This window comes from Ethanoligenens harbinense YUAN-3, assembly GCF_000178115.2.
Lineage (GTDB): Bacteria > Bacillota > Clostridia > Oscillospirales > Ethanoligenentaceae > Ethanoligenens > Ethanoligenens harbinense.
This window is the reverse complement of sequence record NC_014828.1, coordinates 649,022-661,669: the sequence shown is the minus strand read 5'-3', so window position 1 is coordinate 661,669 and position 12,648 is coordinate 649,022. Positions and strand designations below refer to the sequence as shown.

Below are 12,648 nucleotides of genomic sequence, written 5' to 3'. Positions count from 1 at the left end.
TACAAATGAATATTTTCGAAGGAAAACTGGTATCCAAAGAGTTCCGGGCCGGTATTGTAGCAGCCCGCTTTAACGAATTTATTACTTCGAAACTGCTGTCCGGCGCGCTAGACGGTTTGAAGCGCCACGATGTATCGGAGGACAGCATCGACGTGGCATGGGTTCCCGGCGCATTCGAAATTCCGCTGATCGCGTCGAAAATGGCGAAAAGCGGAAAATACGACGCGGTCATCTGCCTCGGTGCTGTAATCCGGGGAAGTACCAGCCATTACGACTATGTTTGCAACGAGGTTTCCAAAGGCATCGCGCAAACGGCGCTTGCCAGTGGAGTTCCGGTGATGTTCGGTGTACTTACGACGGAAAATATTGAGCAGGCCATTGAACGCGCCGGAACCAAGGCGGGCAACAAAGGCTTTGACTGTGCGGAAGGCGCGATTGAAATGGTCAATCTGATTCGCGCGATAGAAGCATGATTACGGGGACTGTCTAAAAACGCTCTCATCAAAAATTAGCGCACAAAACAAGCAGGACAACTGTGGTCACAGTTGCCCTGCTTGCCGGATTTATCAGATTAGCCTGTGCATTTTAACAGCATGCGCAGAAAATTTGAGGGTGGCATAAAGCAATCTGCGGGTGCTATAACATATGAGGAAGATGAGCAATCAACAAACATCTAAATTCTTCATATATCGGAACTTCAATGTTAATTGTGTTAGTGTATTTGCCACAAATTTTTAATATTTTTGGAAAAAAGATTGAATTTATGGTAAAACGTGCTATTATATTAAAAAGTTATAAATCTTCAGGGTAGGGTGAAATCCCCAATCGGCGGTATAGTCCGCGAGCGCGCAAGCGCAGGTGCGAGAGCACAGGACTTGGTGAAATTCCAAGACCGACAGTAAAGTCTGGATGAAAGAGGATTTTGACTATATTTTTAGTAGCCATATCGTTCTATTCATATTCAGCGCCTGAAGACTAAATAGTCTTCAGACGCTTTTTGCTTTTCACAGAACTATGCAATGACATACTGGAGGCGCAATATGATTGTAGTCGTAAAAAGTGGCGTACCAAAGGAAAAGTTTGATGGACTTCTACAACTGATAGAAAAGTGTAATGTAACTGTAAATATCTCGGCTGGAGATAAGTTCACGGCCATTGGATTATTCAGGGATGTCTCTTCAATTGACAAGGAAATGCTCGCAACGCAGGAAACTGTGGAAAGCGTTGATCGTATTAACGAACAGTATAAAAGAGCAAACCGTAAAATGCATCCTCAAAACACTAGTATTAAAATCAAAGACAACTTGATAATTGGCAGTCAACAATTTGCTAGGATGGCCGGGCCCTGTGCGGTGGAAAGTGAAAAGCAAATTGTTGAAGTGGCACATAGAGTTCAATTGGCAGGGGCAAATCTCTTACGTGGTAATTGCGTATAAGCCACGCACTTCACCTTATTCATTTCAGGGTTTAAAGGCGGACGGACTAGAACTATTGAAGATTGCAAGCCGCGAAACGGGCTTGCCTATCGTTACTACATCATTCATTGCAACCGTATATGACAACGTTTTCTGCGGTCAACAAAAGAATAATCACACAAAAAGGCCCGACTAAAGTGCCCTGCATAAACAAAGCTACTAATTGTCGGACTCTTTCGAATATAATCACTTGATTTTAAACGTGTATTGTTTTCGGACCTTCGCTGAAGCTAAACGTATTGACTGTTTCAACAGCAATGTAAAAAAGTTTAAATATTTCATTGGCTGATGATTTGTAAATTCGTTTAATTCCCGGGTTTTCTTCCAACGCACGATCTTTCAGCGCAATATCGTCAACGAAATGAACCTTTCCATTTAACGAAACTACGGGATCAAACTTAGGGGCATAGGTACAAAACGAGACATTCGCATCTTTTTGCAGTTGTTCATAGACTGGCTTTTGACTACTGGTGCAAAAATAAGCTTTATTTTCATCCGAAAACAAGAACTGAAACATACGCGTCGCTAGCATTGCACCATTTTTCGTGGCGAGGATACCATTGGGATTTTCCTTCAATACTGGTTCAACACTCAACATCATTTTGTCAACCTCCTAAACGTTTGTTGTTGGCTTCGCGTATAGTATAAACGTAACCGTCAAATCAACGGGCACGCCCCCCAAGGCATGAGGTTTTCAACATCCGCGCCATTGGGCGCTTCGGTGAAAATCTTTGTGAGGTACTCAAAAGGCACAAGACCATTCTCCCTGGCAGAGACGATCAAGCTGTAATAGATTGCGCTGGCTTTTGCACCGTTTGGCGTGTTGGAAAACAGCCAGTTCTTCCGTCCCATTACAAAAGGTCGAATGGCGTTTTCCGCGCGATTGTTACTGATTTCCAGCCGTCCGTCCAACAGATACCGCACAAGATACATGCGCTGTGACTGTGCATAATGGATTGCTTTACCCATCAGGGTTTTAGGCAGTTCCCGGAGCGATCCGACCCAGGCGTAGAACGCCTCAACCACCGGTTTACTTTGCTGTTCGCGTTCCTTCAAACGATCTTCCGGGGTCAGCAAAGTGAACTGTTTCTCCAAATGAAACAGCCTGTCACAGTAAGCAATCCCCTTTGCGGCGTCAGACGATTTCCGTTTATCCTTCGGCAGTGTTTGCAGCGCTTCGTCAAATTTCCGACGCAGATGCGCCCAACAGCCCACCACGGTGATTCGGTCAGGCAGCTTGTGGTATCCGTCATAACCATCTGCATGGAGAAAACCTGAAAAATCCTCTAAGAAGTCTTTCGGACGGATATGCTTTCGATCCCGCTGGTAGTCATACAGCACAATCTGGCGCTTAGCCTCGCCGCTTGTACGATAAAGCCACATGTAACTTTTACTCTGGGCGGGCTTGCCGTCCTCATGCAGCACCTGAAGGGTGGTTTCGTCTGCGTGAAGGACTTGATGATTGCATAGCTGTCGCTTCATTTCCTGATAAATTGGCTCCAGCCAATCTTCACAGGCTCTGATGAGCCAGTTGGACATGGTTTGACGTGAGAGCAGAATGCCGCTTTGCGCCCACTCCTGCTCTTGCCGATAAAGCGGGCTGCCCATCACAAATTTTTGCACGGCGATATGGGCGACGGATTCGGGTGATGCGAACCCTCCCTTGATGACGGGTTTTGGCATCTCCGCCTTGACAATCGGCACACGATCAGAGGACTCCTCGCAGTGGCGGCAGGCATAGACGTGCCGTACATGGCGTACAATCACGGCTTTTGCCGGGATGATTTTCAGTTCCTCACGGATGTCTTCCCCCATTTTGTGCAGAGGACAACCGCAGTCCGGACAGATACGCGCCTCGATCGGCAGCTCGTGTTCAATGGTCTCAACAGGTAAATCTTCCGGCAACTTGTCGGTGGTCAGGCGCGTCTTTCTGCGGTAATGCGCCTTGACCTCGGTGGTTTCCGGCTCTGGCACGGTCAAATCGGCGGTTTGCTCTGCTTCGTTAAACAGACATAATTGTTCGTTGTCCGTCTGTTCACTGGACGCGCCGAATTGCTTACGTTTGGCCAGGCGGAATTGCTCCATCAGCCACTGAATCTGCTGTTTTAGCTCGGCAATCTGCTCCGCCTGTTTGAGAAAATTCTCGTAAACAGAAAGCGGTATTTCAATTGTTTTTCTTGTTTTTCCATTCTCTAATTATACCGGAAAAACCGCATAGAATCAAGAAAAAACGGCATTTTCGTATCCCGATGTGTTACGAAATATTGTGTTCAAGAACTTCGCTGCGGCGAAGCTTTTTCTCCAGCCTTGCGCCATCGATCAGACAAGACAGTTCCTCACTGTTCAGCGTCATTGTGGTTTCCTCGTCTGACGACGGCCAGCGGAAATGTCCGCGTTCCAGCCGTTTGAAATACAGCCAAAAGCCATCGCCGTCCCACTCCAGTATTTTCAGGCGGTCACGGCTTCGGTTGCAGAACACGAACAGCGCGTCGACAAAAGGGTCGAGAGAAAAACTGTGCTGCACAAGCGTCATTAGCCCGTTGATCGATTTCCTCATATCCGTGCACCCACAGCAAAGATACACAGGTTTTTCTCCGAACTGCATCACAGCGATCTCAGGATGCGGCAGACTCTCGCCAGCAATTCCAGGTCGGTTTGGGCATTTGCAAGGATATGGCAGCCGGCGATTTCAATGTCTAGGGTGCCTTCGCCGGCAGTAACAGATTTTGCTTCCGTAAGCTGCGTCCAGCCGTCCGGCACAAGCCCGGTTCCGCGCTTTTGTTTCTCCATAAGCTCCATGCAGGCAGCTTCCCGTACTTTTTTCTGCCTGTAGTAATAGGTGGCCTTGCTGATGTTTTTTTCTTCGCAAAATGCGTCCACGCTCTGCCCGCCAGCTATTCGCTCCTTTACCGCCTCGCCCCACTCTGATAGCCGGAACTCCCTCGCGATTTTTTGCGTATCCATTTTATTCACTCCAATTTGGTCCAAAACACTCCATTACATGTTTTGAACCCTTTTGAAGTTCATTGTACCTTCCCCGACACCATGCTTACAAGGTGCGCGCGGTCTTGACGGTTACGTATAAACTCTTTTTATTCAATATGTAAAGTAAGCACCTCAAAGTGCCATAGTTTCTATTTCATACCAGATAAAAGTTCTTTTTTTGCCACTATGGTATGAAAGTCCTTTCCCCATTTATACATTGCATCCAAAATAGGTTTTAGACTCCTTCCAAATTCCGTAAGGGAATATTCTACTTTTGGAGGCACTTCGGCATAGACTTTTCTTTTAACAAGTCCATTCTCTTCCATAACCCTTAAATCTTGAGTTAATACCTTTTGTGTTATAGTTCCGATGGATTTCTTTAATTGTCCAAACCGTTTTGTTCCCGTTAGTAACTCACGAATAATGATGACCTTCCATTTATCGCCTATAAGCAATAGCGTGGTCTCTACAGGGCATGGAGGCAAATTGTTTAAATCGATCATAATTAATCCTCCTCGCATGATATACATAGTATATATTGTATACCATGTTACTTCCAAGTGCTTACTTTACAGTTATATATCGTTATTATATATTTAAAGGTAAGATGTGTCAACTTTCTGGAAATAGGTATACCAAATAAATTTTCATCTAAAGTATCGGACAAAGAAAAGGGAGATATCATTATGGGAGTGCTTATTGAAAAGGTTGACGACTTACAAGAAGTAGAAAATATCGTGGAAAACATAGTGGAATCATACACTAGAAATCTTGCACAGGAAAGCAAGATCATAATAAAACCTAATATTTGTGCGCCTTTTTCACCCGAGTCGGGGGTCACTACTCATCATGAGATAATCAAAGGGGCGCTAAATGCTTTATCAAGATTTAAAAATGTATATATCGTCGAATCGGATACCACAAGCTCTGATTTCAAAGACAACATAAAAGTATGGAATCCAAGTTTTCTTTCAGATTATCCAAACACGAGCCTAGTAAACTTAAGCGAAGAAAAAACATCAACAAGAAAAATAAAAGGCCTCGAAAAAGAGTACAATATAGACTTTGCAGATTTACTAAAAAACTTTGATTATCTTATAAATATTCCTGTATTAAAAGCTCATATATATGCGAAAATTTCCGTAGGCATGAAGAATCTATTCGGTCTTCTTTCCGTTAAAAATAAATCCCAATACCATCTTTATATACATGATTTACTTGTCGCATTGCTAAAAGAGTTTAGGCCAAACCTTACAATAGTCGATGGAATTCAGGCATTAGAAGGTCAAGGCCCAATTTTCGGAAACCCTGTTGGCGCTGGAATATTTATGACAGGAGATAATGTCGTAGAGGTTGATTATATCGCTTCTAAATTTATTGGAGTTGATCCGTTCTCGGTAAAATATTTAAAAAATGCTATTGAAACACAAATGGGACACTCTATCCATAATATTGAAGTCTCCGGAAATTATCCAACTGTGAAAAATTTCAAGACATATCCTACCTTGATTTATCAAATTTCTTATATTTTATTAAAACATCCAAAATCCGATGTCAATTCAATTCTTCGATTAATGGATGTCCCCGAACAAACAAAAAGAAACACTCCAAAACTTTTACAGGGACTATGCGAAATCGGCATGATATCATTTGACAAAAATACTGATGGTTATGAAATAAGTAAAAAAGAAGATTTCATAAAACTATTTCCAGAAACAAAACACATATTTAAAAATTGAATTTTTTAAAGACTTAATATTTGTCAAAAAGAATGGAGTGGATAGACATGACGGTTTTCCAACCTTTTTTTAACAGAAATGTGGATTTGGATGAATGGACTAGAAAGATTATTTCTTGGCATTTTAGTGAAGACACAGGATGTGATTATTGGCTCAACAAAATAAAAGAATTAGGATTTGATCCAATTCAAAAAATAAAAACATTTCAAGATCTTGAAATGTTCGGCGTATTCAACGACGAAGACTTGAAAGCAGTTCCTGTTGATAGTTTAATTCCGCGTGGATATAAAAACAACAATATTGCTTTAAGAGTTTTTGAAACCGGTGGAACGTTAGGGGATCCCAAACGTATAATTGATTGTGAATACAGAAAGAAATTAGCAGAATGGATATCCTTTTCACTCGACAAACATAACTTTCCGCAGAAAGGAAATTGGCTTCACCTCGGCCCGTCCGGACCACATGTCGTTGGACATACGACGGCTGAAATCGCAAAAATACGTGGAGGTGGTTTATGCTATTTCGTAGATATTGATACGAGATGGATAAAAGTGATGGTGAAAGAAAATGACAAAAGAGGAACTCAACAATATATAGATCATGTCATTCTCCAAGCCGTCAATATACTGAACACACAAAACATTTCTTGTATTATGACAACTCCCAAGCTACTTCCTGAACTTGCCAGTAAAGTGTCATTTAAAAATATTAAAGGTATTATTATTGGCGGGACTCATGTTACCGGCCCATTTTATAAATTTTTAAAGAGTAATATTACAAAGGACATTCCTCTTTGCATTAGCTATGGAAACACATTGATGGGGGTTGCCCCTAGCGTTGGATACAAGGAGAGTACTGGTGTTCGTTATTATGGTTTTTTCCCATATTTCACTTTGAAAGTTGTAAATGATAATTCTTGGAAAGAGTGCGTCGATTATTACCAAAAAGGTCGTATATGCATTACGGTTTTGAACAAGGATTATTTTATTCCAAATCTCCTTGAGAGAGATGAAGCTATTCGTATACCCGGAACAGATGAATATGCCTGGGATGGTGTTTCTGATGTTGCACTATATGAAAAAATGAAGGATGCGATAATCGAGGGGGTCTACTAATGAAAATTAGTGCGATTATCAATGGAAATGAAGATTATAATGGCGATTTTATTAAGCTGTATTCATACACTGGAAAAGAAATCGCAGAATTGATGCATATAGATGAAAATGTATTAAAGTGGATGCTGAAACCAGATTTGAAAACAACGAATCTATATCGCCATTTTTCGGTAAAGAAAGTTATCGACATATTCAAAACTGCATCAAAATTATTTCAAAAAGGCAAAATAAAAATGGGAGGCGAGGTTATTGATCAAAACGAATATGCAACGCTAGTTTCTTTATCCACTGGCATGCCTTTCTCTGTAATAATCAATTCAATTGACCAATTAAGCGATTTAATGGAAAATATAGAGGATGCATTAAGGCCGCAAATTCCGAATGGAGATATTGAAGCTCTAGAAAGAGGTTATTATTATATTCAGAATAAGACAATAGCTTGGGTACCCCGAGCAAACAATCTGTTCGTAATGACTCCTTCGAACCACCCTAACGTTAACAATTTATGGTTGCTCGCTGTAGCCCTCGGTTATCCTGTGGTTTTACGTCCCTCAGATGATGATCCTTTTACACCGTATAGGTTAATTCAATGCTTAATTGAGGCAGGTTTTCCTAAATGTAATTTTACGTTTATACCAAGCCAACATTCTGGAATCGATACACTGATTGATTCTACAGATCTTTCAATGCTTTTTGGAGATTCCAAGATAAAAGAAAAATACATCGAAAACAGCATAAAGGTTTTTGGGCCGGGCCGTAGCGCAGTTATAGTAGACGAAGAGTATTATCATAAACATAAGAATAAGGTAATTAATACAATTCTTACATCTATGTGCGAATCCAGTGGACGTGGCTGCATAAATGCTAGCACTGTGTTTTTTATCGGAAATGGAGCAGAGCTGTCAGAGCTGCTGGCGAAATCAATATCAGAGGTTGGGCTATTTGATCCATTAAACAGAGAAGCAACTATAGGGGCAATCAAATCTCATGTAATCGCTGAATCATATAACAACTATGTAGAAAAAATGATTCAGAATGGCTATATTGATATTACAGAAAAGTATCGTGATTTTTCGAGAATGACGACACTGAATGGGGTTACATATATTTTACCAACAATACTTTATCAAACCGAATCAAATATGCGCAACAAAAATGATATTGGGGCTGAACTTCCATTTCCTTTTGTAACTTTTATTGACAACTGCAATGGAGAATACTTTGAAGTTCCTTTTGAATCACTATCATTATCTTTATTATCGAATGATAATGATCTGCTAAATCGCTTTCTCTTCTCGTGTTCCAACAAAAAACTTTTTAAAGGACTTCCCACGAATCACATGGATTTCTCAAATCCACATGAGGAATACCTTAGTCGGTTCTTATATATGGAAAAAGCTTTTGTAATTGACCAAACGGCAATTGAAAATCCAACTACATAGGAGTGATAAAGTTGGAAATTGAAGATGTTAGCTTTAGCTGTAATGACATAGAATTGAGCGGGAAACTTTATACAAACGAGGATAACATTAACAAAAGCATTGTCGTTTTGTCACATGATTTGGGCGGTAAAAAGGAATGGCTTGAAAAAAAAGCTATAGCCATTTGCAAAAGTGGAAATCATGTCTTTACTTTTGATTTCCGTGGACATGGAAAAAGTGATGGAATGGCAAATTACGAGACTATTTATGATTTATATACAGCAATAGACTATGTACAATCTCTTTTTTCTTTAGAGCTACCAGTTATTCTAGGGGGGCAGTGCATGGGAGGGCTTTTTTCATTTCATGCTGCTGCAAAACGCAAAAATATAATAGGCGTTTTTGGTATGTCGATAACACCGGAATGGGTTATGTCGCCTGAAATATGGAATTTAACCATACAAAATATGGAGGAACATAAAGGTGGTCATAATGTACGTATGGATACTGAACGTTTACGCCAATTTTTTTTGGATCACGATGTAAGAGAAATAATAAAAAAGCTTCCAGGACTTCCGATACTATTAGTGCATTTTGAAAAAGATGAGATCTCTCCTGTAGAGTCTTTGATTAAAACATTTCTACATACGTGCTGCGAAAAAAATGTTTTTATTTTTAATCAAGGTCAGCATACTTCTCCGTATCTATATAATAACATTAACGAGATTCTTGTATGGTGGATTAATCAGAAAAAAGAAAGGTGGTATTCCACTTGAATAAAAAAATACTTGTTACGGTACTTTTATTCGCAGTTTTTTTTCTAATAGGATGTGACACATTTATTATCTCCCCTTTCATTCCACTTATCTCGAAAACGCTAAACGTAGCTGCCGGAACTTCTGGATATTTAGTAACCGCTTATTCGTTGTTTTATGTGTTGGTATCAATTTTTATGGGCCCTCTGTCAGATATGATTGGCAGGAAAAAAATGATTCTTGTTGGGATGGCTGTTTTTGCACTGGCATCCATAGCAACCGGATTAACTTCTGTGTTTGCGATCACTCTTGTCGCAAGAGCACTGACTGGAGCTGGGGCAGCATTCGCCGCTCCGAACGTATGGTCATATATAGGCGATTATTTTTCTGATGCCGAGCGTAGTAAAGTTACTGCCGTTATAGCTTCTGCACTATCCTTAGGTATGATTATTGGGGTCCCTGCTGGCTCAGCGTTAGCCCAGTTTATGAGTTGGCAACAAGCTTTTTATGTACTCGGATCTATTGCCATAGTAGTAGTCGTTCTCATTCTCGCGTTTTTGCCTATGTCCGGATCGGCCGTGAACAAGCAAAATTATTTTATTTCTTTTAAAAAAGTATTTCTGCAACGGAATATTGTTTTTAGCTTTTTGACAACATTTTTTGTCGCTTTCGCAAATTTTGGATTATACACTTTTCTGGGATATTGGTTAAATAAAACTTTTAAACTGAATACTTCAATGTCGGGTCTGTTTTTAATTATTGCAGGAGTCGGGAATTTAATTGGCATGCAGTTGGCCGGTGTCTTAAGCAATAAAGTAGGGAAGAAAAAATTTGTATCCATATCAACATTAATAATGGTTGCATCTCTTTTTATACTTTCGTTCTCTTCTTTTAACATAATATTAGCTGGAATAGACGTTTTTGTTTGGTTAGCCGCAGGTGGGGCCTCCTTTGCTATAATGCAAGTGATTGTGACCCAACTGAGCAGTAGCTCACGCGGCACTGTAATGTCATTAAACAACTCCTTTATGTGGGCTGGAACAGCATCTGGAAGTGCAATAGTTGGTATTACTATAAATGGATTAACTTTTTTTGTTTCCACCCTTATATGTTCAGTTGCAGCATTATCAGCCAGTTTGATTATACGAATTTTTGTGGTTGAAACAAATGAGATTATCAGCAATCAAAATGATGGGAATTGAAAGGATGTGTGAGCATGAGCACTTATTCTGAACTGAAAATTATAAAAGCGACTTTGATTGATTTGGGAATTGAAAGTGATAAAATTAAAGAGTCTGCAAAAGTTCACTCTGACCTTGGACTGGATTCTAGTGAAATCATTGAGGTCGTATTAGCATTGAAAAACGCTTTTGATTTTGATGTTTCATTGCTATATAAAATTTCCAATGATATTACGCTGGGAGAAATATGTCAGTTGGTGAATAGCAAAGGATCTGCAAAATGAGATGTATGTTGTTGGGGGAATAAAGATATGGAAAATATATATTCTAATTTGCCGGAAAAATTTAATGTAAGTGAATATCTAATTCGCACATGTAACATAGAAAAATTTCGAGGCGATAAAATTGCTCTATACTATGCAAATAGTAAATACACGTACTCAGATATTGAAAGGTATGTCTGCAAATATGGAAATGCATTACAAAATATGCAAATTGTAATGGAACAAAGAATCGCCATTTTGCTCCCAGACCAGCCTGAATATGTTTTTGCGTTATTAGGGGCGATACGAGTTGGGATTGTTCCAATCCTTATAAACACTCGATTAAAGCCGAATGATATTCGGTACATTATTAAGGACAGTAGAGTTCATGCACTAATTACAAATAAAGAGTGGAAAAGCAAATTGGGAGCAATTGATACACCTTGGCTTCAGCACATAATAATTATTGACGATAACACTAATAACAATTTTCTTTCAACAGTGGAATCGTGCTCAGAACAATTAGAAACCTCCTCCACGTCACGCGATGATATTGCATTTTGGATGTATACATCAGGGAGTAGTGGTAGGCCAAAAGGCGTTCTCCACATGCACCATGATATAGTCATATGCATCGAATTGTTTGGTAAAGGCATATTGAATATAACGGAGGATGATATTGTCTATTCTGTTGCAAAATTGCCATTTGCATATGGTTTAGGCAATTCAACTTTTCTTACATTCGGGGTAGGCGCAACTTCCATTTTAAGTGATAGTAACAACGCATTCGAAATTGTTAATACTATAAATGAATATAAACCATCAATATTTTTTGGTGTACCAACGATTTACTCCTCATTATTACATATAGCGGATATTGCATTAATTGACACAAATCCCATGAGAATCATGTACAGCGCTGGTGAAGTATTACCAATGGCATTATGGAATAGCTGGAAAGAACGATTCGGCGTCGAAATCATCGAAGGCATGGGAACAACAGAGTTGTTACATGTTTTTATTTCCAATCAATTCGGAAAAGTCAAACCTGGGAGCACGGGTCTGGAGGTCCCAGGATACAAGGTTCAAGTAGTCGACGCAAATAACACCCCTGTGCCTGTTGGTGTCATTGGTGACTTATTGGTAAGTGGCGAAAGTCTTATGCTTGGTTATTGGAACAGGCACGAAGAAAATCAAAAAGTCATGTTTGGAAACTCAATGCGGACGGGTGATAAATTTTATCAAGATAAAGATGGATATTTCTGGTATGCTGGAAGATGCATAGACTTATTTAAAGTCAACGGAATGTGGGTTGAGGCTCATGAAATAGAAAATATTTTACTTAAACACCCCAAAGTTCGCCAAGCAGCAGTTGATGATGAAGTAAGCCAAGAAGAATTGACGCAAATTGTTGCCTATGTGGTTTTAGAGCCATCCATACTACCGGGCAACGATTTAGTTAAAGAACTTACACGATATATGAAATCAAATATTGACCATTTTAAATGCCCTACTAAGTATAGTTTTGTAAGTGAAATACCGATGGGGCCAACGGAAAAAATCGACAGGATCAGGCTTAAGCAAATCAAGTCCCAATAATTAATGATCATGATTGCTTGAACGCCCATAATGTCACTACAGGCAACTCACAGATGTGACTTTGAAGCCGACCGTCTTTCGCTGATTTCACAAGCAGGATATTTATAAAACATCG

Annotated in this window: 15 protein-coding genes and 1 riboswitch; of the genes, 10 read left to right on the top strand and 5 right to left on the bottom strand. The window is 39.9% G+C overall.

Features of this window, described 5'->3' with window-relative positions:
* Positions 1 to 5: 5 nt before the first annotated feature.
* From ribH to ETHHA_RS15995, 3 genes are all read left to right on the top strand, one after another.
* Entirely contained in the window at positions 6 to 473 is a 468-nt protein-coding gene (gene ribH, locus ETHHA_RS03225; protein ID WP_013484576.1) for a 6,7-dimethyl-8-ribityllumazine synthase, read from the top strand.
* Between the two features lie 321 nt (positions 474 to 794).
* A riboswitch (FMN riboswitch) is annotated at positions 795 to 925 on the top strand.
* 115 nt (positions 926 to 1,040) lie between these two features.
* Complete coding sequence (locus ETHHA_RS15770) at positions 1,041 to 1,436, top strand: hypothetical protein (RefSeq protein ID WP_049776535.1); 396 nt, start codon at positions 1,041 to 1,043, stop codon at positions 1,434 to 1,436.
* Entirely contained in the window at positions 1,348 to 1,611 is a 264-nt protein-coding gene (locus tag ETHHA_RS15995; protein WP_341349190.1) for a hypothetical protein, read from the top strand. Before ETHHA_RS15770 ends, ETHHA_RS15995 begins: the two co-directional genes overlap by 89 nt.
* A gap of 60 nt (positions 1,612 to 1,671) precedes the next feature.
* On the opposite strand, the gene ETHHA_RS03215 is transcribed toward ETHHA_RS15995, so the two are convergent.
* From ETHHA_RS03215 to ETHHA_RS03195, 5 genes are all read right to left on the bottom strand, one after another.
* Positions 1,672 to 2,076 (bottom strand): pyridoxamine 5'-phosphate oxidase family protein, encoded by a 405-nt coding sequence (locus ETHHA_RS03215; protein WP_013484575.1) that lies wholly within the window; start codon positions 2,074 to 2,076, stop codon positions 1,672 to 1,674.
* A 56-nt stretch (positions 2,077 to 2,132) separates the two neighbouring features.
* Entirely contained in the window at positions 2,133 to 3,560 is a 1,428-nt protein-coding gene (tnpC, locus tag ETHHA_RS03210) for an IS66 family transposase (protein ID WP_242822087.1), read from the bottom strand.
* Positions 3,561 to 3,729: 169 nt separating this feature from the next.
* Entirely contained in the window at positions 3,730 to 4,080 is a 351-nt protein-coding gene (gene tnpB / locus ETHHA_RS03205) for an IS66 family insertion sequence element accessory protein TnpB (RefSeq protein ID WP_013484563.1), read from the bottom strand.
* A complete protein-coding gene (gene tnpA, locus ETHHA_RS03200; RefSeq protein WP_013484562.1) occupies positions 4,080 to 4,439 on the bottom strand; it encodes an IS66 family insertion sequence element accessory protein TnpA in 360 nt (119 codons plus the stop codon). The genes tnpB and tnpA overlap by 1 nt, the downstream gene beginning before the upstream one ends.
* 170 nt (positions 4,440 to 4,609) lie before the next feature.
* Positions 4,610 to 4,963 carry a winged helix-turn-helix transcriptional regulator gene (locus ETHHA_RS03195; RefSeq protein WP_013484573.1) on the bottom strand — a complete coding sequence of 118 codons (354 nt, stop codon included), beginning with the start codon at positions 4,961 to 4,963 and terminating at the stop codon, positions 4,610 to 4,612.
* Between the two features lie 183 nt (positions 4,964 to 5,146).
* Between ETHHA_RS03195 and ETHHA_RS03190 the strand changes: the two genes are divergently transcribed.
* From ETHHA_RS03190 to ETHHA_RS03160, 7 genes are read left to right on the top strand one after another with little or no spacing between them, the layout of a single operon-like run.
* On the top strand, positions 5,147 to 6,199 hold the full coding sequence (locus ETHHA_RS03190; protein WP_013484572.1) for a DUF362 domain-containing protein: 1,053 nt from the start codon (positions 5,147 to 5,149) through the stop codon (positions 6,197 to 6,199).
* A 47-nt stretch (positions 6,200 to 6,246) separates the two neighbouring features.
* Positions 6,247 to 7,314, top strand: a complete 1,068-nt coding sequence (locus ETHHA_RS03185; protein ID WP_013484571.1) for a hypothetical protein — start codon at positions 6,247 to 6,249, stop codon at positions 7,312 to 7,314.
* Complete coding sequence (locus tag ETHHA_RS03180; protein WP_013484570.1) at positions 7,314 to 8,756, top strand: aldehyde dehydrogenase family protein; 1,443 nt, start codon at positions 7,314 to 7,316, stop codon at positions 8,754 to 8,756. Before ETHHA_RS03185 ends, ETHHA_RS03180 begins: the two co-directional genes overlap by 1 nt.
* Before the next feature lie 11 nt (positions 8,757 to 8,767).
* Positions 8,768 to 9,511 carry an alpha/beta hydrolase gene (locus ETHHA_RS03175; protein ID WP_013484569.1) on the top strand — a complete coding sequence of 248 codons (744 nt, stop codon included), beginning with the start codon at positions 8,768 to 8,770 and terminating at the stop codon, positions 9,509 to 9,511.
* A complete protein-coding gene (locus tag ETHHA_RS03170) occupies positions 9,508 to 10,692 on the top strand; it encodes an MFS transporter (RefSeq protein WP_013484568.1) in 1,185 nt (394 codons plus the stop codon). Before ETHHA_RS03175 ends, ETHHA_RS03170 begins: the two co-directional genes overlap by 4 nt.
* Positions 10,693 to 10,706: 14 nt before the next feature.
* A complete protein-coding gene (locus ETHHA_RS03165; protein ID WP_013484567.1) occupies positions 10,707 to 10,955 on the top strand; it encodes an acyl carrier protein in 249 nt (82 codons plus the stop codon).
* Positions 10,956 to 10,982: 27 nt separating this feature from the next.
* Positions 10,983 to 12,533 (top strand): benzoate-CoA ligase family protein, encoded by a 1,551-nt coding sequence (locus tag ETHHA_RS03160; protein ID WP_013484566.1) that lies wholly within the window; start codon positions 10,983 to 10,985, stop codon positions 12,531 to 12,533.
* Positions 12,534 to 12,648: the final 115 nt, after the last annotated feature.